The following is a 20,734-nucleotide window of genomic DNA, read 5'->3' as shown; positions in this document are numbered from 1 at the left end:
GGGAGACCTTATGACGTACCCCGATGTCCGGCCCCGGAGGCTGCGCCAGACCGCGGCCCTGCGCCGCGCGGTGGCCCAGACCCGGGTCCACCCGGCCGACCTCGTGCTGCCTCTCTTCGTGAAGGAGGGGCTGACCGAGCCGCAGCCGATCGCGTCGATGCCGGGCGTCGTGCAGCACTCGCGCGAGTCGCTGCGCAAGGTCGCGGCGGAGGCGGTCGCGGCCGGCATCGGCGGCGTCATGCTGTTCGGGGTCCCGGCGGAGCGTGACGCGACGGGTTCCGCCGGCACGGACCCCGACGGCATCCTCAACGTCGCGATCCGCGACGTGATCGCCGAGGTCGGCGACAGCACCGTCGTCATGGCCGACCTGTGCCTGGACGAGTTCACCTCGCACGGGCACTGCGGCGTGCTCACCCCCGACGGCGCGGTCGACAACGACGCCACCCTGGACCGCTACACCGCGTTGGCGCTGGCCCAGGCCGGCGCCGGCGCCCACGTCCTCGGCCTGTCCGGCATGATGGACGGCCAGGTCGGCGCGGTCCGCCGCGCCCTCGACGCCGCCGGCCACACCGATACGGTCATCCTGGCGTACGCGGCGAAGTACGCCTCGGCGTTCTTCGGCCCCTTCCGCGACGCGGTGGAGTCGGCGCTGACCGGCGACCGCAAGGCCTACCAGCAGGACCCGGCCAACGCCCGCGAGGCGCTGCGCGAGGTCGCCCTGGACGTCGCCGAGGGCGCGGACATCGTCATGGTCAAGCCGGCCCTGCCCTACCTGGACATCGTCGCGTCGGTCGCGGCGTCGGTGGACGTCCCGGTCGCCGCCTACCAGGTCAGCGGCGAGTACGCGATGGTCGAGGCCGCCGCCGCCAACGGCTGGCTGGACCGCGACCGCACCATCGTCGAGACCCTCACGTCGATCCGCCGCGCCGGCGCCCAGATGATCCTCACCTACTGGGCCCTCGACGCCGTCCCCCTGCTGAACGACTAGCTGGCGAGGCGGCGGGCGACCGGAAGCTCTGCCGTCGCCTCCAGGTCGACGGCCGCCAGCCGGTCGAGCTGGTGCAACAGGTCCGGATGGTCCACGGCGAGCGCCACGGTCGTCGCCTCCGCGAGCGTCATCGCGGCGCCCTCGCCGTACGCGGCGTCGAAGGCGGCGTCGCCCATCGCCGTGCGGACGGCGCCCTCGTGGCGCAGCCCGAACCGACCCAGCATGTCCGTCGACGTGCGCAGCTGGGCGCGCGCCCCCTGGGCCGCGCCGAACAGTTTCGCGGCCGTGGCCAGCTCGCCGCCCAGCGCGCAACGCACCGCCATCGCCGACAGCGCCTCGCACACCCCGCCGTGGAAGCCGTGCGTCATCCGCGACCGCAGCGCCACGACCAGGTGGTCGTGCGCCGCCACCAGGTCGCTGCGGGACAGCGCGACCAGGCCCAGCATCAGGTCGATGGTGCGGTTGGCCCGCTCCGTCGGGTCGGCGTTCGCCGCGCCCCGCGCCTGACCCAACTCCGTCGCGGCCTCGGCCAACGCGCCGCGCCGCCACAACAGGTGCGCCAGCGTGAACGTGGCCGGCAGCGCCTCCGCGTCCGCGTGCCGGGCCCGCGCCCAGTCGAGCACGTCGCGGCACGCGCGCTCCGCCTCGTCCTCCCGGCCCAGCGCGACCAGCGCCTCGCCCCGGCTCGCGCTGGCCCGGGCGATCAGCGACGCCTTGCCCGTGCGCCAGGCGAACTCCTCCGCCTGCACGAGCAGGCGCAGTTGCTCACCCGGCTGCCCGTCGAGGCCGGCGTAGCGCGCGTAGCCGTGGTAGGCCACGGCGAGCTCCCCGTCGGGGATCTCCTCGCCGGCCGTGACCGAGCGCTCGAACAGCCGGTACAGCCAGATGCGGCCCTCGCGGGCCAGGCCGCGCTCGCGCCACCACTCGCCCAGCGCGACGGCCACGCGCAGCCCGTCGCGGCAGCGGCCCTCCTGCACGCACCAGTGCAGCGCCGCGCGCGCCTCGGCGGCCAGCGCGTCGAACGGGTACGTCGACAGGGTGCGCGGCCGGCCGTCCGAGCCCGTCCGGACCCGGCCCAGCGCGTGCTGCACCCAGCCCAGGTGCTTGTCCCGCGCGGCCGCCTCCTGACCGTCGCCGGCCAGCTCGCGCAGCGCGAAGGCGCGGATCGGGTCGAGCAGCCGGTACGTCGGCAGGCCGCTCGCGGCCTGCGGGTCGGTGACCATGAGCGACTTGTCGACGAGGATCGTGAGCAGCGGCAGCGCCTCCGGCCCGGCGATCCACTCGACCGTGCCCAGGTCCATCGGGCTCGCGAACACGGCGAGCTGGCGCAGCAGGGCGGCGGCCGGCCCGGGCAGCGTCCGGTACGACCAGTCGAACGTGGCGCGGAGCGTGGCGTGCCGGTTGGCCCGGACGCCGGGTGTGTCACCAACGCCGGCGACGTCGTCCACCGCGCCGGGCAGCGCCACCGCGTCCAGGGTGGCGAGCATGTCGTCGAGACGGTCGGCGAGCTGGCCGGCGGAGAGCAGGCGCAGCCGTGCGGCGGCCAGCTCCAGGGCCAGCGGCAGGCCGTCGAGACGCTGCGCGACCCGGTGCAGGTGGGTCAGCTCGTCGGTGCGGGCGAGCCGGCCGCCACGGGCGGCCGCCGCGCGCTCCAGCAGCAGGGCCACGGCGTCCGGGGTGCCCTCGGCGCCCGCGGTGCCCAGCGGCGGGATGCGCCACACCAGCTCGCCCGGCACAGCCAGCGGCTCGCGGCTCGTGGCGAGCACCTGCACGCCCGTACCGGCGGCGAGCAGCCGGGTGGCCACCGCCCCCACGGCCGGCAGGTGGGCCTCGCAGGTGTCGAGGACCAGCATGATCGAACGGGTCGCCGCGTACTCGGCGAGGGTGTCCAGGACGGGGCGGCCGGGCTCGGGACGCACACCCACCGCCTCGGCCACGGCGACCGGGACGAGGTGCGCGTCGCCGACCGTGGCCAGGTCGACGAACCACACCCCGTCGGCGAACGCCGGCACCATCTCCTTGGCGAGCTCCAGGGCCAGCCGCGTCTTTCCCGCGCCGCCCGTACCCACGAGGTTCACCAACCGGTGACCGCGCAGCAGACCGCGCAGCTCGGCCTGCTCCTGGGCGCGGCCCACGAACGTCGACGACGGGGTGGGCAGGTTGTGCGGGGTGGCGGCCTGGGTGCGGGGACGGGGAAAGTCGAGCTCCAGGCCGGGCGCCGTGAGCTGGAGCAGGCGCTCCTGCCCGTCGAAGCCGCGCAACTGGTAGAGGCCGAGGTCGATCAGCCCCAGGTCGGAGCCGGCGACGAGGCGCGCGGTGGCGCTGGAGCACAGCACCTGGTTGCCGTGCGCGGCGGCGGCTACGCGGGCGGCCCGGTGCACCTCGGGGCTCGCGTACTCCCCGCCGTGCGGCTCCGCGTAGCCGGAGTGCAGGCCCATGCGGACCTTGGGGCGCAGCGGCTTCCAGTCATGCGCGGCGAGCGCCCGCTGGGCCTCGGCGCAGGCGCGCAGCGCGGCCGACGCGTCGGCGAAGACCACGAAGAGGGAGTCACCCTCGGTGAACAGCTCGACACCGCCCTCGGCGCCGAAGGCATGCCGGAGTATCCGCCGGTGCTCCGCGAGCACCGGCCGGTAGTCCGCCCCCAGCAGCTGGGCGAGCCGGGTGGATCCCTCAATATCGGTAAAGAGGAACGTCACCAGCCCGCTCGGCAGGTCAGGCCTCGCCGGCACGCATGAACCTCCGCCCCCTTGGAAGTCGGCACAATCCTGCCCCACCCAAGGACCACGGCACATCGTCCCTATGGTCGGCTCCGGCGGCACACAAGGTCGCTACCAGCCCAGACACGCAGCCAAGTACACGACACACGTGACCGCGATCATCGACGCCATTTCTGCCGAGTCAGCGATACTAAGAAGCGTGGCGGACGGTGGGGAGGACCGGGCGGCTCCGGAGACGACGTCTGAGCGGATGTCGCCCGTAACGGACGGCGGCCCGCCGACAGCCGATATGCCCCTTGTTGAAGCACCTGATGATGATATGCAGGAGACGTCGGTCATCGGCGGACCGGCACTCCAGACGGCGGCAAGTTCGCGTTCGACCGCGACCGTGCCCACCCTCCCCCGGCCCAGCACGCCCGTGCCGGCGGCGCCCCGGCCGGCCGCCCCGGCCGCGCACCGCCGCGCCCGGGTCTGGACCCAGGTCGCGCTGCTCGTCGCGCTGCTCGCTGTGGCGCTGGTCGTCGGGGCGTACATCGTGCCGCCCGGTGGCCTGCGGTCCGGCGGCGCCACCGCGACCACCGTGGCGGCCGCGACCACCCCGCCCACCGCTACGCCCATGGACACCGCCGCCTACGCCACGGACCGGCCCGCTGACGCCCTGGAGGGCTGGGCGGCCCGGGTCGCCGCCGTCGTGGACATCCCCGTGCCCGCCCTGCAGGCCTACGGCTACGCCCAGGTGTTCATGGCGAACGTCGACCCGCGGTGCCAGCTCAACTGGACGACGCTCGCCGGCATCGGTCAGGTCGAGTCCTCGCACGGACGCGCGGGCGGGGCGGTCCTGCTGCCGGACGGCCGGTCCAACCCGGCGATCGTCGGACCTCTGCTCGACGGCAAGGCGGGACGACGCCTGGTCAAGGACACCGACGCCGGCGCCTACGACGGCGACTCCCGGTTCGACCGCGCGATGGGTCCGTTGCGTCTGATGCCGACACTCTGGCGGGGAAACGCGATCGACGCGAACGGCGACGGCATCGTCGATCCGTACAACATCTTCGACTCCACGCTCGCGCTGGCCAGGTCGCTGTGTGCCGGAGAAGAAGATCTACGGGTACGGGCGGACTGGAACAAGGCGATCGGCCGCTACCACAGCGGCGTGTCGTACGCGCGCGCGATTTTTGAGACCGCGGATGACTACGGGCAACGAACACAGAGCATTAGGTAAGCGCAGAGAGCGACAAACCCTCACTAATGGGTGCCGCGGCATTGTCCTTCCGTCAACAAACCGTCAAGCTAGGCGGGTGAGGTTACGCGAGTGGGATCCGGGCCTGGCTCCGGAGGCCGAGCTGCGGCTCTGGCTGGACGCGTACAACGAAGCCCTCACCGCAGATCTACCCCACGATCCACTGTGGGGCATGACCTCGCTGCGCGGCTACCTTTCGGTCACCATGCCCGGCCAGCGACGGTTCAGCTGGATCGTCGAGGAGGACGACACCGGGGGCGGCACCGCGCCCCTGCTCGGGGTGGGCACGCTCCTGCTGCTCGAGGGCATGGGCGTCATCGAGATCGTGGTGGTGCCGAAGGCGCGCCGCCAGGGGGTGGGGCGCACGCTGCTCGCGGCCGCCGCCCGCCGGGCGTTGCGGGAGGGCATCCGCCAGCTGGGCGTCGAGGTGATCGGCGGCACCACGGCGGTCGACTTCTACGAGCAGCACGGCTTCCGTTGGGCCTACGTGGAGATGCGCAGCCTGCTCGACCTGCGCACGGTCGACTGGGATCACCTGCGCGACATGGCCGACGGCGTGGTCACGGGCTACTACGTGGAGTACCACCAGGGCGGCCTGCCCGAGTCGATCCTGAACGCGTACGCGGAGGCCAAGGAGCAGCGGCGGCTGACCCCGCCCGGCGACCTTGAGCTGCGTCCGAGTTCCTACAGCGCCGACCGGCTCCGGAGCAGCATCGCGACGTTGCGCGCCCGCGGCCTGCACCCGCACATCGTGCTGGCGGTGCACGAGTCCACGGGCTGGGTCGCGGGCCTCACCGAGGTCGTCGTGCCGGCGCAGCACCCGACCCGGGCGGACCAGTACGACACGATCGTGCGCCCGGAGTTCAACGGACTCGGCCTGGGCCGCGCGCTGAAGGCCCGCATGCTGCTGGAGCTGCGCGACGCCGAGCCTCAGCTCCGCGAGGTCCAGACCTGGCACGCCACGGAGAACGAGCAGCTCCAGCAGGTCAACGACGAGCTCGGCTTCCGCGCCGACCACGAATGGCGTGAGTACGACGCCGATGCGGACGAGCTGACAAAGCTCCTCAGCGACGTCCCTACCTAGAGCTACGTCCAGCTGCCGGGTTTCGGGGGCTCCGGCAGGCCGAGGTGCTTCTTGGGCCGGGCCCACCATTCGGCGCGCTCGCGCGCGGCGTCACGCTCGGCCCGGTTGCGGCGGAACGTCTCGGGTGGTCGAGCCATGCCGTAGATGTCACCCCACCACTCGCCCTCCTCGGGATCGAGAATCGTGTCGAGATGGGACGGGTACCGCCGGACGGCTGCGTCGCGCACGTCGTCGCTTTCGCCCATGGGCCTGACCAGCCGCCCGGCGTCGTCGATGACCACCAGCGTGAGCCCGGCCGCGGCGAGCATGCGCTGGAACAGGCTGAGACTCGGCATGATCCGACCGGCTTCGACCTTGCCCACGGTCGCCGGCGCGACGTTGGCGAGCCGGGCGAGCTGCCGTTGACTCAGGTCGGCGAGCCGCCGCCCCCGCCTGACGAGCCCCGCCACGGGGTAGTCGCCGAGCTTCGGCAACGCCTTGAGCAGTTCTTCATCGCCGAGCCCACGCCACGGCCCGAACTGAGGAACGGTGCTCCATTTCGCCATGCCCCCACTCTGCGCGCGGCGAGCCGGCCCGGGCACCCCGGACCGCAAGCCTGTGGACAAGCGGCCGCTATGATGACGACACAGGGTGACGGTCACGGCGCGTGATGGACTCACCCGGATCAACCCAACCTCCCCACCGACTTTGCTCTGCTTCCCCATAGGAAGCACCGAAAAAGTCCTACTAAAGACGATGGAATCGGGTGCAAGAACAACTTCAGTCGTCACTCAGAGTGCCTGATTCCTATAGGGAAGCAGAGCAAAGTCAGTGTGAGGGTATGGCGCCTCGGGCGGAGTCGTCACCCACAGCAATCAAGCGACCGGAGTTATCCACAGGCGCGACAAACGCAACGGGCGCCGCCGGCGGCCGCAACCGCCGGGCTGGCGCCCGCCCGTACCCGATGAGGTTCTAGAGGATCGTCCACGTGTCGCCCGAGCCGAGCAGGGAGGCGAGCTCCGCGTTCGGGTCGGTGACCTTGGCCGTGGCGGTGCTGACCTGCTCGCGGACGATGTCGTCGTAGGAGCTGCGCTGTACCGAGCGGAATACGCCGATCGGGGTGTGCCGCAGGTCCGCGCCGGGCAGGCGGGACAGCGCGAACGCGTACGCCGGCTCGGGCACCGAGGAGTTGTGCACCACGATGTCGGCCGGGTCGACGCTGGCGGTCTCGCGGACCTCCAGGCCGAAGCCGCCCGGCGGGTGCACGACGCACCACTCGCCCTGCGCCCCGAACGTGATCGGCTGCCCGTGTTCCAGGCGGATGACCGCCTCATCCCGGGTCTCCGGCTCCTTGAGCAGGTCGAACGCGCCATCGTTGAAGATGTTGCAGTTCTGGTAGATCTCGACGAAGGCCGAGCCCTTGTGCTCCGCGGCCTCGCGCAGCACCGACTGCAGATGCTTCCGATCAGAATCGATGGTACGGGCGACGAAGCTCGCCTCCGCGCCGAGCGCCAGGGAGATCGGGTTGAACGGCGAGTCGGCCGAGCCGGTCGGCGTCGACTTCGTGATCTTGCCGATCTCGCTCGTCGGCGAGTACTGCCCCTTGGTCAGGCCGTAGATCCGGTTGTTGAACAGCAGGATCTTCAGGTTCACGTTGCGGCGCAGCGCGTGGATCAGGTGGTTGCCGCCAATGGACAGCGCGTCGCCGTCGCCCGTGACGACCCAGGTCTGCAGGTCGGGGCGCGACACGGACAGGCCCGTCGCGATCGCCGGCGCCCGGCCGTGGATCGAGTGCAGGCCGTACGTGTTCATGTAGTACGGGAAGCGCGACGAGCAGCCGATGCCGGAGACGAAGACGATGTTCTCGCGGGGGATGCCCAGCTCCGGCATGAAGCTCTGCACCGCCGCGAGGATCGCGTAGTCACCGCAGCCCGGGCACCAGCGGACCTCCTGGTCGGACTTGAAGTCCTTGGCGGTGAGCTTCAGGGCAACCGGTTCAGCCATTCTTCACCACGTCCTCGAGCATGGTCTCCAGCTCGGCGGCCGTGAACGGCAGGCCGCGGACCTGGTTGTACGCGATCGCGTCGACCAGGAACCGCCCCCGGATCAGGTGGGCGAGCTGGCCGAGGTTCATCTCCGGGATGACGACCTTGTCGTACCGGCGCAGCACGTCGGCCGTGTTGGCCGGCAGCGGATTCAGGTAGGTCAGGTGCGCCTGGGCGACCGGCAGCCCGCGCTGGCGCAGCGCCCGGCACGCGGCCCCGATCGGGCCGAACGTCGAGCCCCAGCCGAGCACCAGCACGGTCGCCGTGCCGTCCGGGTCCTCGACCTCCAGGTCGGGCACCGTGATGCCGTCGATGCGGGCGGCCCGGGTGCGGACCATGAGGTCGTGGTTGGCCGGGTCGTACGAGATGTCACCGGTCTTGTCGGCCTTCTCCAGGCCGCCGATGCGGTGCTCCAGGCCGGGCGTGCCGGGGACCGCCCACGGGCGGGCCAGCGTCTGCGGATCCCGCAGGTACGGCAAAAATGTCGTGCCGTCGGGGCCGTTGGGCTCGGTGGCGAAATCGACGCTGAGGTCGGGCAGCTCGGACACCTCGGGCAGCAGCCACGGCTCCGAGCCGTTCGCGATGTACCCGTCCGACAGCAGCAGCACCGGCGTGCGGTAGGTCAGCGCGATGCGCGCCGCCTCGATGGCCGTGTAGAAGCAGTCGGCGGGCGACCGGGCCGCGAGGACCGCGACGGGCGCCTCGCCGTGCCGGCCGTGCAGCGCCATGTTCAGGTCGGCCTGCTCGGTCTTGGTCGGCATGCCCGTACTCGGGCCGGCCCGCTGCACGTCGACGATCACCAGCGGCAGCTCCAACGCGACGCCGAGTGAGATCGTCTCGGATTTGAGCGCGACGCCGGGGCCGCTCGTCGTGGTCACGCCGAGCGCGCCACCGTACGAGGCGCCGAGCGCGGCGCCCACGGCGGCGATCTCGTCCTCGGCCTGCACCGTGGTCACGCCGAACTTCTTGTGCTTGCTCAGCTCGTGCAGGATGTCCGAGGCGGGCGTGATCGGGTAGGCACCCAGGAAAACGGGAAGTTTCGATCGCACCCCGGCGGCCACGAGGCCCAACGCCAGGGCCGTGTTGCCGGTGATGTTCCGGTACGTCCCCGGGGGCATCTTCGCCGGCTTCACCTCGTACCGGACGCCGAAGTCCTCGGTCGTCTCGCCGAAGTTCCAGCCTGCCTTGAACGCGGCGATGTTCGCGGCGGCCAGCTCGGGCCGGGCGGCGAACTTGCGCTGCAGGAAGGTCAGCGTGGACTCGTGCGGCCGCGAGTACATCCACGAGAGCAGGCCCAGCGCGAACATGTTCTTGGCCCGCTCGGCGTCCTTCTTCGAGATGTCGAAGGACTCCAGGGCGCGCACCGTCATGCTGGTCAGGCCCACGGGGTGCAGCGCGTACCCGTCCAGGGAGCCGTCCTCGAGCGGGTTCGCCGCGTAGCCCACCTTCTGCAGGTTGCGCTTGGTGAACTCGTCGGTGTTGACGATGATGTCCGCGCCGCGGGGCAGCTCGGCGAGGTTCGCCTTGAGCGCCGCGGGGTTCATCGCCACCAGCACGTTGGGCGCGTCGCCCGGGGTCAGGATGTCGAAGTCCGCGAAGTGCACCTGGAAGCTGGACACGCCGGGCAGGGTCCCGGCAGGGGCGCGGATCTCAGCCGGGAAGTTCGGCAAAGTCGAGATGTCGTTGCCCAACTGGGCGGTCTCGGAGGTGAACCGGTCACCTGTGAGCTGCATACCGTCGCCGGAGTCGCCGGCGAAACGGATGACCACCCGATCCAGTTGGCGGATCTGCTTGGCCACGGTGCTGTGCCTCCTCAGGGACCCGGCGGGGGACGGCCCCGAACCCTAGTTCTCAGCTTCGAGCCTACGTCGGGCGACCTCCATCTCCATCGTCGGATACCGGCGTTGTCCCATCCCTTGGTGTGACCCCCGGTGTGACATTGCGCTCGTCCGCCACGCGGAACCATCGACGGTGGTCCCGAGCAGCACCCCGAAGGCCAGCCCGACGACGCCCGCCGCGATCTGGGCCGGGGTCGGGGAGAGGCCCGTGGGTACGAGGACGACTCCGATCACCACCGACATTACGGGCAGTGCGCGCAGCGTGCGCGGGCGGTCCGCCCATCGGGCGGCCGCGGCCAGCGGGACCAGGCCCCAGAGCAGATACCACGGGTGTACGACGGGGCCGAGCAGCACGATCGTGAGGAGGGCCAGGCCGAGGGCGGCGACGGGGGGTGGCCGGGTCGGTGGAGGGGCGCCGCCACGCCCCCACGATCAGCGCGGCGGCGACCGTCCCCGCCACGGCCAGCCCCAGTGCCCGGAATGTCGGCACCGCCCCGGTCAGGTGACCCAGGTCGGTGGTGATCGACATCCAGTTGCGCACCACGGCCGGCGTGCCGAGCGCGCTGGTCCAGCCGTACCCACGACCGGAGGCCGCCGTGACCAGCACGGCCGTGCCGAGCGCGACGGCGCCCGTACCCAACGCGGCTTTTGTTCGTGATTGGGCGCCGGGGAGCTGCGCGGCCCAGAGCGGCACGACGAACGCCAGCGCCAGGGCGGCGGGCGCCTTGACCATCGCCGCGGTGGTGATCAGCGCGACGCCCACGACGGGCAGCCACCGCACGAGCGCGACCAGCCCGGCCACGAGCAGACCCAGCATCACGGCGTCGTTGTGCGCGCCGGCGACCAGGTGGTCAAGGACCAGAGGATTGAGTACGCCCAGCCAGAGCGCGGCGGCGGGGTCCACGCCGCAGTGTCTCGCCAGCTCGGGCACGCCCCAGGCGAGCAGCGCCACGCCGGCCAGCGCGACGGCCCGCATGCCCAGCGCGCCGAGCACCGCGTGGTCGCCGGTGACCCCGGTGACGGCCGCCGCGAGTCCGAGGAACACCGGCCCGTACGGCGCCGGGGTGTGCTGCCAGATGTCGGGCACGTTGGCGGCCAGCGGTCCGCCCAGAGTGGACGGTCCGAACCGCCCGAGGTACGCGCTGAACATGGCGAGCGCCGGGGCGGCCCGCAGTTCGCGGACGCCCGGGACGTCGCCGAAGGGGTCACGCGCCGGCAGCGCCCCTACCGCGGACGCGCCGAGGGCGAGCGCGACCGCACCGGTCGCGCCCACCAGCCGGCAGCGGCGCAGCGTCCACGGATCGCGGTCGATGGGCCGCATCAGCACCACCGCACGGTGCCAGCCTTCGATGTCCACCGGTTGTCCGCCAGGCGTCCGGAACATGAGCACCTTGTCGACATGCGCCGTACTCGTTGCTGGTGGACACTTATCGGACTATGCGTTCCAAAGGACCCCTCATCATTCTTGCGGCCGGCCTGGTGCTGGGCGCCACGATCCTGGTGACGAGCCTGCTGACCAGCCGGGCCGCCAACCGGTCCGCGTCCGCGCGCCGACGTCCACCCCCGCGAGCACCGTCGGGGCCGGCGAGGACGGCATCGGTGCCCCGGCCGGGCCCACCGGCAAGACCACGTACGCGGGCCGGACCACGACCGACAGCAAGGCCGCGATCGCCATCGTGACCAACAACGGGAAGGCCATCGCCTACCTGTGCGACGGAAAGTTCGAGTCGTGGCTGGTCGGCACCGTCGACGCGACCGGCACGGTGGTGCTGAAGAGCAAGAAGGGCGCCACGCTGACGGCCACGATCGAGGAGGGCCAGCTCGTCGGCGACGTCGACGCGGCCGGCCGGCAGTGGCACTTCGCGGTCCCGACGGTCGGCAAGCCATCCAAGCTCTACCGCGCGACCGCGCAGATCCGCGGCGCGGCGGTCGTCGCCGGCTGGATCATCCTGGCCGACGGCACGCAGGTCGGGGCGTTCAACCGCGACGGTGCGGCGGCCGAGACCGCGCCGCCCATCAACCCCGAGACCGACAACGCGAAGATCGACGGCGTTACCGTAAAGGCGAACGAGGTGGACGGCCTCGTTCTCTCCTGAAGGGCGTACGCTCGTCGACGTGGGTGACGCAGGCGCCGGGTCGTACCAGACTCTTGGGTTGTTGCTGCTCGTCGGTGTGGTCGTGTTCGTCGTCGCGATGACCGCGAACCGGCTGTTGGCCACGATCCGGCCGACCCGGGAGAAGTCCACCACCTACGAGTGCGGTCTCGACCCGGTGGGCGGCGACTGGGCGCAGGCCCAGATCCGCTACTACGTGTACGCGTACCTGTATGTGCTCTTCGCCGTCGAGGCCATCTTCCTGTTCCCCTGGGCGGTGGTGTTCGACGGGCCCGGCTTCGGCGCGGCGGTGGTCGTGGAGATGGCCATCTTCGTGGGCGTGCTGGCTTTGGGCCTGCTGTACGCGTGGCGCAAGAAGGTGCTCCGGTGGACGTGAACCTGCCCGGCGTGCTCGGCGAGCCGATCCGCTTCGTCCTCAACTGGGGCCGGCGGTACTCGCTGTGGGTGTTCAACTTCGGGCTGGCCTGCTGCGCCATCGAGTTCATCGCGACGTCGATGGGCCGGCACGACTTCATGCGCCTGGGCGTGATCCCGTTCGGCCACGGCCCGCGCCAGGCCGACCTGATGGTGGTGTCGGGCACCGTCACCGACAAGATGGCCCCCGCCATCAAGCGCCTCTACGACCAGATGCCCGAGCCGAAGTACGTCATCTCGTTCGGGGCCTGCTCCAACTGCGGCGGCCCCTACTGGGACTCGTACTCGGTGACGAAGGGCGTCGACCAGCTCATCCCCGTCGACGTGTACGTGCCCGGCTGCCCGCCGCGCCCGGAGGCGCTCCTCTACGGCATCCTCCGCCTCCAGGAGAAGATCGCCGCCGAACAGTCCGGCCTGGGCGGCGTCCGGCCCGCCCGGCCTGCCGACGCCCTCCCGCCGCCGGCCCGCACGGAGCCGACTGTCGACGCGCTCACCGCCCCGTCGGTGCGCCCGCCGTCCGCTCCGCCCGGCCGCCTCCCGGTCACCGAGCTGTCCTTCGACCGCCAGGGCGCCGGCGCCCCCTTCGGCGACGACGCGGGCTTCCCCCTCACCGAGGTCGACTACCAGCACCCCGACGCGGACCCGGACTCCAACGCGCGCTGACGGTTGTAACGCAAGGTCACGCTGCCACCCACCCCACCCACCCCCCTCCACCCACTTTGCTCTGCTTCCCTATAGGAATCAGCACGGAGCGTGATGTAGCTCCATGTAGCTATGCAATCGCTCATTGCGATTATCGCTGTTCATTGGCGGTGATTCCTATGGGGAAGCAGAGCAAAGTCGGTGGGGTTATGTTCGCGCTCGGGAGGATCATTGCGGCTTTAGCTACTGGCCGTTACCTCGCGGGCCACTACACGCCGTAAGCGTGGGTGGGCGGAGTCCGGTGCCATAGGATCGCGGCATGACGCCGGAGGAGCTGGGCGCGGCCCTGGTCGAGGCCATCGGTGAGGCGACGACGGGTGGCGCGGGCGATGAGGCCGTCGCCGCGAGCGTGTCGGGGGGCGGGCGATGGGCGCGGGCGACCGTGGACGTGCCGGTCACCGACTGGCGGGCGGCCGTCGCGACCGCGCGGGACGGGTTCGGGTGTGACTTCTTCGACTGGCTGTCGGCCGTCGACGAGGGCGACCGCGGGTTCGCGGTCGTCGCGCACCTGTGGTCGACCGAGCGCCGGCACGGCGTACTGCTCAGGACGCTGACGCCCGGGGCCGTCGACTCCATTGTGGATCTTTTTCCCGGCGCGGCCTGGCACGAGCGGGAGACGCACGAGATGTTCGGCGTCGACTTTCCCGGGCACCCGGGGCTCACGCCGCTGCTGCTGCCCGCCGAGTTCGAGGGGCACCCGCTGCGCAAGGACTTCGTGCTCGCCTCACGGGTGGCCAAGCCGTGGCCGGGGGCGAAGGAGCCGGGGGAGTCCCACGACGCCACCGTGGCGAAGCGGCAGCCCATGCGGCCGCCCGGCGTGCCCGCGCCCGGCGAGTGGGGCGGCAACTAGGCCCGCAAACGCCTGATGGCGGCGCCCCGAAGGGCGCCGCCATCAACGGCGTGTGGTGCGTCAGTCGTCCGACTTCTCGGCCTTCTCCGCCGGCTGCACCGGCAGGATCTGGGTCTCCTCGTCGGCGACGGCCGGCAGGTCGACGATGGTGGTGGTCACCTTGTCGACGGCCGTCATGTCCATGTCCGTCGCCGTGGGCTCCGGCGCGTTCACGCCGGCCGCGACGGTCGTGGCGGACACCGTGGCCAGGGCCGGCTCGAGACGACGACGGCGCGCGGCCAGGAACATCATCACGCCGGCGCCGACGAGCGCCACGCCGGTGAGGCTGATGCCCGCCACCGCGACACCGGTGATCGGCAGGCCGCCGCCGGAACCGCCGCCCGAGCCGCCGCTGCCGCCCGAGCCGATGGCCTCCTCGATGGAGACCGGCACGGTCAGGTAGATGACCTGGCCGAACCCGTCCTCACCGGCCGCGACGATCGTGTGGTCGCCGCTCATGTTGCGCGGGATGGTCACGACGGCGCGGATCTCGCCCTCGTCGTTCGACCAGGTCGTGCCCAGGACCACCGGGTCCGAGTAGATGCCGATGGTCACCGGGGTGTTCGGCGCGAAACCCTCGCCCGTGATCAGCACGCTGCCACCGGCCCGGATCGTCGTCCCGCCCGGCAGGGTCAGCGGGCCGTCCGACTCGGGCAGGGTGTCCGGCAGCGTCGGGCCCACCGGCGGGTCGACCGGCGGCTCCTCGGTCGGCGGGGTGGTCGTGGTGACCGTCGGGACCGGCGTGGTCGCCGGCGGGGGCGTCGTCACGGGCGTCGTGTCCGACGGCTGGGGGGTAGCCGTCGGCTCCGGCGTCGCGGGCGGCGACGTGACCGGGGGCTCGGTCGTCTCCGGGGCCTCCGACGTGGGCGGCGCGGTCGTGACGGGCGGCTCGCTGCTCTCCGACGGCTCCGTCGTGACGGGCCCTGCGGTCGTGACGGGCGGCTCGCTGGTCACCGGGACCTCGGAGGTCGGCGGCGCGGTGGTGACCGGGCCACGGGTGGTGACCACGGGCCGGGTCGTCACCGTCGTGCCGGTGGTGACGACCGGTCCGGCCGTGGTCGCCGGGGCGCCGGTCACGGTCACCTTGACCCACTCGGCGGCGTAGAACTCGCCGGGCGGCGCGGGCGGGTTGTCGTCACCGTCGTACCAGATGGTGAAGGAGCCGTTCTGTGTCGCGCTGAGCGAGAAGGAGAAGCCGCCGTCCGCGTTGGTCTTGGTCGTCTTGAAGGCCGGAACGTCGTCGCCGTCTCCTTCGTACCCGCTGGGGAAGAAGTAGGCGCCGATCTCGCGCCCGGGGGCTGCGGCGCCGGTGGCGGTGCGCAGGGTGCCGCTGACCGTGAACGTCGCCCCGGCCTGGACGGTCACGTCGGTCTTGTCGACCGTCAGCGTGAGCCGGTTGCAGGGCAACGAGTACAGGTAGAACGCCTCGGTCTGCGGGTTCCACGCGCTGTCGATCACCGCGCTCGCCGTGCCGTCCGGCGTACCGGTGAACTGGCCCGGGTAGAGCACGTAGAAGGCGGTGTTGCCGGGGTAGGTCTCGGCGTCGCCGAAGGCCACCGCGACCGGCACGCGGGTGGTGGTCTTCTCGCCGCCGGCGGTTTCGAGCCCGACCGTGATGGCGGACGGGACCGCCACGCCGTTCTGGCCGCCCACACCGCTGAGCTCGTAGACCCAGGCGTTGTCCCACTTGGAAAAGTCCTGGCCGACGTACTCGCTGAGGTCGTTGCACTCGAACGGGCCGTCGTGGGTTTGGGTGATCGTTGTGGGTTCAGCCGCCGCCGCGACCGGACCGGCCTGCGCGGGCATCGCCGCGCCGAGCACGACAAGGGCGCCGGTGGCGAAAGCCACGACGCCCTTCCTGAGTGTCACGAGAGTCTTCTCCTTTATCCGGGCCGTCCGCGTGCTGGTGGGGCGGACCCCGTGGCGCCGGCCCCCGTGGGCTGGCGAGCCGATCCATGATTCTGGATCGCGCGGCGTAGTGGCAAGCCCGAGGTGTGTCGGGTAGCTGAACGGCCGATGTGGATCGGCCGTACGTCTCGTTCGACTGGGGCCGGGTCCCAGGGCGACTACTGCCGTATGCTGCGCACATGCCGGTCTGGCTCGAGCTGACCATCCGCGTACTCGCCGTTGTTGTCGCCTTCCTCACGTTGCCGCTCATCGTCGGGCAGGCGGAACACAAGGTGATGGCGCACATGCAGGGCCGCCTGGGCCCGATGTACGCGGGCGCCTACCACGGCTGGGCGCAGCTCATCGCCGACGGCGTCAAGTTCGTGCAGAAGGAGAGCGTGACGCCGGCCGCCGCCGACGGGCCGGTGTTCCGGCTCGCGCCGTTCGTGGCGTTGCTGCCGTACCTGGCGGTGCTCCTGGTCATTCCGCTCGGCCCGGACGGGCTGGTCGCGCAGCCGCTCGACATCGGGCTGCTCATGGTGCTCGCGGTCGTCGGCATCGGGGTCGTGTCCGTGCTGATGGCGGCCTGGGCCTCGGCCAACAAGTACAGCCTGCTCGGCGGGGTGCGCGCGGCCGCGCAGCTGCTCGGGTACGAGCTGCCGTTCGTGCTGGCCGCCGCGAGCGTGGCGATGGCCGCCGGCACCCTGTCGCTGTCCGGCATCGTCGAGGCCTGGCAGCCCTGGTGGCTGCTGTGGCAGGCGCCCGCCGCCGTGGTGTTCTTCACCGCCGGGCTCGCCGAGATCCGTCGCCCGCCGTTCGACATGCCGATCGCCGACTCGGAGCTGGTCTTCGGCTACATGACGGAGTACACCGGGCTGCGGTTCGCGTTCTTCCTGCTCGCCGAGTACGTCGGGATCGTCGTCATCTCCGCGCTGACCGTGGTGCTGTTCCTCGGCGGGTGGAAGGGGCCGTTCGATGAAAGTCTCGGCTGGCTGTGGACGCTGCTGAAGACGTTCGCGGTCGCCTTCGTGGTCATCTGGGTCCGGGTCTCCTACCCCCGCCTGCGCGCCGACCAGCTGCAGCGGCTGTGCTGGCTGGTCCTCGTTCCGGTCGCGCTGCTGCAGCTCATCCTGACCGCCGCCGTGAAGGTGGCGATGGACTGACCGGGCGAGGGCCGGGCACGGATCAGTGACGCGGCGTTAGCGCCGGGAGCGGCGGGACAGGTCGGCGAGGGCGATCCGGATGAACCACGGCCGCTCGGTCTCGACAATGTCGGCGAAGGTGCCGGTATCCCGGTAGACCTTCGCCTCCTCGTCGAGGGCATAGGTGTGCACGACGAGCTTGGGCGCCGTCTCGACGCGCCAGTAGAACGGGATGCCCGCGCCGGCGTAGAGCGCGGGCTTGGTGATGACGTCCATGGCGACGGAGGTCGGCGAGACGATCTCGATCGCGACGACGACCTCGTCCGGCCGGAACCATCTGGCGTCCCGCTCAGCGGCGGCAGCGGTGATGACCAGGACGTCGGGGCAGAACGAGCGCCGCTCCGACAGGCGCACGTCAACCGCCTGGGTGACACCGAATGCAGGTGGACAGGCGCGGTGTAACGCCGCCACCAGCATGGCGGCAAGGAACTGGTGTGCGTCGCTGGGGGAAGGGGGGACCATCAGGACTCCATCGAGAAGCTCGCGTCGCCCGCCCGACGGATTACCGTCCTCCGGCAGGGCGTCGAGGTCGCTGGTGGTCCAGCCCTCGGACTCGCGTCGGTCTTGCATAGCGGCCGTCACTGCACCTCCTCGGCTCGGGTAATTGGTGCCATTAGTCCTTCCCCGTCGGCAGTTTAGCGCTGCGATGGGGTCCGGTGCTCGCGTGGAAACGCGGGTGGGGGCAGGATGAGTGGCATGGATGGGGTTCCGGGCTCCGGGTTGGCAAAAGGGTTGGCGGTCACCCTCAAGACGATGACCCGTCGGTCGCACACCCAGCAGTACCCGGACGTCGAGCCGGACCTGCCGCCGAGGTCGCGGGGCGTCATCGCGCTGTTCGAGGAGAACTGCACCGTCTGCATGCTCTGCGCGCGCGAGTGCCCCGACTGGTGCATCTACATCGACTCCCACAAGGAGGAGGTCGTGGTGCCCGGGGCGAGCCGGCCCCGCCAGCGCAACGTCCTCGACCGCTTCGCGATCGACTTCTCACTCTGCATGTACTGCGGGATCTGCATCGAGGCGTGCCCCTTCGACGCCCTGTACTGGACCCCCGAGTTCGAGTACGCCGAGTACGACATCCGGGACCTGCTCCACGAGAAGGACACCCTGCGGGAGTGGATGTGGACGGTGCCCGCGCCCCCCGCCCACGACCCGAACGGGGAGCCGGCCAAGGAGGAGGCGACCGCCGCCAAGAAGGCCGCGACCGCGCCCCCGGACGACGTCTCGTGACGGGCGTCGACCTGGTCATGCTGGCGCTCGGGGCGGTGACCGTGGGCGCCGGCGCGCTCGTGGTCGGCACCCGCCACGTGGTGCGGGCCGGCCTGTGGCTGGTCGTGGCGCTCGGCGCGGTCGCCGGCATCTACCTCGCGCTCGGCGCGGAGCTGGTCGCCTGGGTGCAGGTGCTGATCTACGTCGGCGCCGTCGTGGTGCTGCTGCTGTTCGCCGTCATGCTGACCCGCGCCCCGATCGGCGCGAGCGACGACCTCGACCGGTCCCGCTGGGCCGGGGCGCTGGTCGGCGCGGGCGCCGGACTGGGCCTGGGCGCCCTGTTCGTCGACGCGTACCGGTGGACGACCATCCCGGCCGGGGTGCCCGGCGGCGGGGCGGACGCGATCGGCGCCGCCCTGTTCACCGACTGGGTGCTGCCGTTCGAGGTGGTCTCCGTGCTCCTGCTCGCCGCGCTCGTCGGCGCGATCGTGGTGTCGCGCCCCGACGTCGGCGCGGTCCCCGCCCCCCGGAAGGGCGAGTGATGCGTCCGGTCATCCCGTACTGCGTGGCGGCGGCCCTGTTCGGGCTCGGCGTCTACGGCGTGCTCGTGCGGCGCAACGCCGTGCTGATGCTCATGGCCGTGGAGTTGATGCTCAACGCGGTCAACCTCGTGCTCGTCACCGCCGACGCGACCGTCAGGGCGGCGCTGCCCGCGACCGGCCAGGTGTTCGCGCTGTTCGTCATCGTGCTCGCGGCCGCCGAGGTCGGCGTCGGGCTGGCGATCGTGCTGCAGCTCTACCGCGCCCGCAACTCGGTCGTCATCGACGAGGTCCCGCTCGAACCCGGCCCGCTGGACTGGGAGCTCGACGAGGTGGAAGAAGAACAGGACAGCGTCCGGTGAGCGCGCAGACCATCGCGACGGCGCTGGGCGCCGCGCTCGCCGTCGTACCCCTGGTGTGTGGGTTGTGGGGGCTGCTGACCCGGGGCCGCCCCGCGGCCGTGAGCCTCGGCGTGGGTGGCGCGTTCGTGACGCTGGCCGCCGCCGTCGCGCTGCTGGTCACGATCGACGGGACGGTCGACAGGGGCATCCGGATCGTGGACTTCGGCGGGCTGGCCGTCACGGTCGGCGTGCGGCTGGACGCGACGGTCGGCCTGGTCGCCGTCGCGGTGGCCGCCGTGGCGTTGGCGGTGCAGGTCTACTCCACGGCGTACCTCAAGGACGACGACCGTTACGGGCCCTACGCCGCGCAGGTGAGCCTGTTCACGGGCGCGATGCTCACCGTCGTGGTGGCCGGCGACCTGATCATGCTGCTGGCCGGCTGGGAGGTGATGGGCGTCTGCTCGTACCTGCTCATCGCCCACGACCGGACCCTGCGTGAGGCGCCCGCCGCCGCCGTGAAGGCGTTCCTGGTGACCCGGGTCGGTGACGTCGGCTTCCTGCTCGGCATCGTGCTGCTCGGCATCCAGGCGCACAGCTTCCGGCTCGCTGACGTGCTCGAACCCGGCCTGCTCACCCCCGCGATGACGACCGCCGTCTGCCTGCTGCTGCTCGCCGGCGTGGCCGGCAAGAGCGCCCAGTTCCCGCTGCACACGTGGTTGCCCGACGCGATGGCCGGCCCCACGCCGATCAGCGCGCTCATCCACGCGGCCACCATGGTCGCCGCCGGCATCTACGTCGTGGTCCGGACGTATCCGCTGTTCGCCGCGTCGGAGACGGCCCTGTGGGTGCTGGCCGTCATGGCGGCGGTCACCATGCTGCTCGGCGCGCTGTCGGCCGTCGGGCAGGAGGACATCAAGCGGGTCCTCGCCTGGTCCACGGTCTCGCAGATCGCCTACATGGCCGGCGCGCTGGCCATCGGCGTCCCCGCCGCCGCCCTGTTCCACCTGCTCACGCACGCCGCGTTCAAGGCGCTGCTGTTCCTCGCGGCCGGCTCGGTCATCCACGCGGTGGGCACGAACCTGATGTCCGGCATGGGCGGCCTGCGGCGCGCCATGCCGACCACGTTCTGGTGCTTCACCATCGGGTTGGGCGCCCTGGTCGGCCTGCCTCCGCTGGCCGGTTTCTTCAGCAAGGACGAGATCCTGTACGCCGCGGCGCAGGGCTACGGCGGCCGCTCCTTCCTCGTGTACCTCGCCGGCCTGGCCACCGTGTTCGTCACCGGCCTCTACGTCTCGCTGCTGTGGCTGCGGGTCTTCTTCGGCCCGGCGCCGGCCGGCGCCCATCCGCACGAGCCGCCGGCCGCCATGGGCTGGCCGGTGATCCTGCTGGCCGTGCCGAGCGCGCTGCTCGGCTTCGCCGGCCTGTTCCCGTGGTTCGCCCACGCGCTCGGCGCGGAGGAGACCTTCGCGGTGCACGCGGCCGCGCTCGCGCCGCCGCCGAGGGCGCTGCTCGGGCTCGCGGCCGCCGGGCGGCTGTGGCGCCTGCGGCC

General features: G+C 71.8%; 18 protein-coding genes and 2 pseudogenes. 12 read left to right on the top strand and 8 right to left on the bottom strand.

Features of this window, described 5'->3' with window-relative positions; translation table 11 throughout:
- Positions 1–10: 10 nt before the first annotated feature.
- Entirely contained in the window at positions 11–988 is a 978-nt protein-coding gene (gene hemB / locus ABD211_RS17235; protein WP_344132400.1) for a porphobilinogen synthase, read from the top strand.
- Here the strand turns inward: hemB and ABD211_RS17230 are convergent.
- The gene (locus ABD211_RS17230) at positions 985–3,717 is read right to left on the bottom strand and encodes an ATP-binding protein (protein ID WP_344132398.1); all 2,733 of its coding nucleotides are present in this window, start codon (positions 3,715–3,717) and stop codon (positions 985–987) included. The genes hemB and ABD211_RS17230 overlap by 4 nt on opposite strands.
- 307 nt (positions 3,718–4,024) lie before the next feature.
- Between ABD211_RS17230 and ABD211_RS17225 the strand changes: the two genes are divergently transcribed.
- Both ABD211_RS17225 and ABD211_RS17220 read left to right on the top strand, forming a co-directional pair.
- Positions 4,025–4,927, top strand: coding sequence for a lysozyme family protein (locus tag ABD211_RS17225; protein WP_344132396.1), 903 nt, complete (start codon positions 4,025–4,027; stop codon positions 4,925–4,927).
- 76 nt (positions 4,928–5,003) lie between these two features.
- Positions 5,004–6,029 carry a GNAT family N-acetyltransferase gene (locus ABD211_RS17220; protein ID WP_344132393.1) on the top strand — a complete coding sequence of 342 codons (1,026 nt, stop codon included), beginning with the start codon at positions 5,004–5,006 and terminating at the stop codon, positions 6,027–6,029.
- A 2-nt stretch (positions 6,030–6,031) separates the two neighbouring features.
- Here the strand turns inward: ABD211_RS17220 and ABD211_RS17215 are convergent, their stop codons facing one another.
- From ABD211_RS17215 to mptB, 5 genes and pseudogenes are all read right to left on the bottom strand, one after another.
- Complete coding sequence (locus ABD211_RS17215) at positions 6,032–6,574, bottom strand: helix-turn-helix transcriptional regulator (protein ID WP_344132390.1); 543 nt, start codon at positions 6,572–6,574, stop codon at positions 6,032–6,034.
- Between the two features lie 406 nt (positions 6,575–6,980).
- Entirely contained in the window at positions 6,981–8,012 is a 1,032-nt protein-coding gene (locus ABD211_RS17210; RefSeq protein ID WP_344132387.1) for a 2-oxoacid:ferredoxin oxidoreductase subunit beta, read from the bottom strand.
- Complete coding sequence (locus ABD211_RS17205) at positions 8,005–9,852, bottom strand: 2-oxoacid:acceptor oxidoreductase subunit alpha (RefSeq protein WP_344132384.1); 1,848 nt, start codon at positions 9,850–9,852, stop codon at positions 8,005–8,007. Before ABD211_RS17205 ends, ABD211_RS17210 begins: the two co-directional genes overlap by 8 nt.
- Before the next feature lie 45 nt (positions 9,853–9,897).
- The gene (locus tag ABD211_RS33935; RefSeq protein ID WP_425560440.1) at positions 9,898–10,245 is read right to left on the bottom strand and encodes a hypothetical protein; all 348 of its coding nucleotides are present in this window, start codon (positions 10,243–10,245) and stop codon (positions 9,898–9,900) included.
- A 124-nt stretch (positions 10,246–10,369) separates the two neighbouring features.
- A pseudogene (mptB, locus tag ABD211_RS33930) lies at positions 10,370–11,041 on the bottom strand (polyprenol phosphomannose-dependent alpha 1,6 mannosyltransferase MptB); the annotation flags it as partial.
- A gap of 526 nt (positions 11,042–11,567) precedes the next feature.
- Between mptB and ABD211_RS17195 the strand changes: the two are divergent.
- From ABD211_RS17195 to ABD211_RS17180, 4 genes and pseudogenes are all read left to right on the top strand, one after another.
- Entirely contained in the window at positions 11,568–11,987 is a 420-nt protein-coding gene (locus ABD211_RS17195; RefSeq protein WP_344132378.1) for a hypothetical protein, read from the top strand.
- Between the two features lie 19 nt (positions 11,988–12,006).
- Positions 12,007–12,381, top strand: a complete 375-nt coding sequence (locus ABD211_RS17190; protein ID WP_344132375.1) for an NADH-quinone oxidoreductase subunit A — start codon at positions 12,007–12,009, stop codon at positions 12,379–12,381.
- Positions 12,378–12,935 (top strand): annotated as a pseudogene (locus ABD211_RS17185) (NADH-quinone oxidoreductase subunit B); the annotation flags it as partial. The gene ABD211_RS17190 and the pseudogene ABD211_RS17185, both read left to right, overlap by 4 nt.
- A gap of 445 nt (positions 12,936–13,380) precedes the next feature.
- Entirely contained in the window at positions 13,381–13,971 is a 591-nt protein-coding gene (locus ABD211_RS17180) for an NADH-quinone oxidoreductase subunit C (RefSeq protein WP_425560439.1), read from the top strand.
- A gap of 60 nt (positions 13,972–14,031) precedes the next feature.
- On the opposite strand, the gene ABD211_RS17175 is transcribed toward ABD211_RS17180, so the two are convergent.
- On the bottom strand, positions 14,032–15,879 hold the full coding sequence (locus tag ABD211_RS17175) for a hypothetical protein (protein WP_344132372.1): 1,848 nt from the start codon (positions 15,877–15,879) through the stop codon (positions 14,032–14,034).
- Positions 15,880–16,097: 218 nt separating this feature from the next.
- On the opposite strand from ABD211_RS17175, the gene ABD211_RS17170 reads away from it, so the two are divergent.
- Positions 16,098–17,060 carry a complex I subunit 1/NuoH family protein gene (locus ABD211_RS17170; RefSeq protein WP_344132369.1) on the top strand — a complete coding sequence of 321 codons (963 nt, stop codon included), beginning with the start codon at positions 16,098–16,100 and terminating at the stop codon, positions 17,058–17,060.
- Between the two features lie 36 nt (positions 17,061–17,096).
- Here ABD211_RS17170 and ABD211_RS17165 read toward each other — a convergent pair whose 3' ends face one another.
- Positions 17,097–17,669 (bottom strand): Uma2 family endonuclease, encoded by a 573-nt coding sequence (locus tag ABD211_RS17165; RefSeq protein WP_344132364.1) that lies wholly within the window; start codon positions 17,667–17,669, stop codon positions 17,097–17,099.
- A 117-nt stretch (positions 17,670–17,786) separates the two neighbouring features.
- Here ABD211_RS17165 and ABD211_RS17160 point away from each other — a divergent pair, with 117 nt between their 5' ends.
- The 4 genes from ABD211_RS17160 to ABD211_RS17145 form a co-directional block, all read left to right on the top strand.
- Positions 17,787–18,326, top strand: coding sequence for a NuoI/complex I 23 kDa subunit family protein (locus ABD211_RS17160; RefSeq protein ID WP_344132361.1), 540 nt, complete (start codon positions 17,787–17,789; stop codon positions 18,324–18,326).
- The gene (locus ABD211_RS17155; RefSeq protein ID WP_344132358.1) at positions 18,323–18,847 is read left to right on the top strand and encodes an NADH-quinone oxidoreductase subunit J family protein; all 525 of its coding nucleotides are present in this window, start codon (positions 18,323–18,325) and stop codon (positions 18,845–18,847) included. Before ABD211_RS17160 ends, ABD211_RS17155 begins: the two co-directional genes overlap by 4 nt.
- Positions 18,847–19,206, top strand: a complete 360-nt coding sequence (gene nuoK, locus ABD211_RS17150) for an NADH-quinone oxidoreductase subunit NuoK (RefSeq protein WP_344132355.1) — start codon at positions 18,847–18,849, stop codon at positions 19,204–19,206. The genes ABD211_RS17155 and nuoK overlap by 1 nt, the downstream gene beginning before the upstream one ends.
- The coding region (locus tag ABD211_RS17145) for an NADH-quinone oxidoreductase subunit 5 family protein (RefSeq protein WP_425560438.1) at positions 19,203–20,734 on the top strand (1,532 nt) is incomplete at its 3' end. The genes nuoK and ABD211_RS17145, both read left to right, overlap by 4 nt.

This window comes from Luedemannella flava, from assembly GCF_039528515.1.
In the GTDB taxonomy this organism is placed as follows: Bacteria; Actinomycetota; Actinomycetes; order Mycobacteriales; family Micromonosporaceae; genus Luedemannella; species Luedemannella flava.
The sequence above is the reverse complement of the archived record's forward strand: the minus strand, read 5'-3'. Positions and strand labels throughout refer to the sequence as shown.

Bases quoted from the DNA above. Each gene is read 5' to 3' on its own strand.
- hemB (WP_344132400.1), top strand. From the start codon at position 11: ATGACGTACCCCGATGTCCGGCCCCGGAGGCTGCGCCAGACCGCGGCC.
- ABD211_RS17225 (WP_344132396.1), top strand. From the start codon at position 4,025: ATGCAGGAGACGTCGGTCATCGGCGGACCGGCACTCCAGACGGCGGCA.
- ABD211_RS17215 (WP_344132390.1), bottom strand. From the start codon at position 6,574: ATGGCGAAATGGAGCACCGTTCCTCAGTTCGGGCCGTGGCGTGGGCTC.
- ABD211_RS17210 (WP_344132387.1), bottom strand. From the start codon at position 8,012: ATGGCTGAACCGGTTGCCCTGAAGCTCACCGCCAAGGACTTCAAGTCC.
- ABD211_RS17180 (WP_425560439.1), top strand. From the start codon at position 13,381: ATGACGCCGGAGGAGCTGGGCGCGGCCCTGGTCGAGGCCATCGGTGAG.
- ABD211_RS17170 (WP_344132369.1), top strand. From the start codon at position 16,098: ATGCCGGTCTGGCTCGAGCTGACCATCCGCGTACTCGCCGTTGTTGTC.
- ABD211_RS17165 (WP_344132364.1), bottom strand. From the start codon at position 17,669: ATGCAAGACCGACGCGAGTCCGAGGGCTGGACCACCAGCGACCTCGAC.
- ABD211_RS17160 (WP_344132361.1), top strand. From the start codon at position 17,787: ATGAGTGGCATGGATGGGGTTCCGGGCTCCGGGTTGGCAAAAGGGTTG.
- nuoK (WP_344132355.1), top strand. From the start codon at position 18,847: ATGCGTCCGGTCATCCCGTACTGCGTGGCGGCGGCCCTGTTCGGGCTC.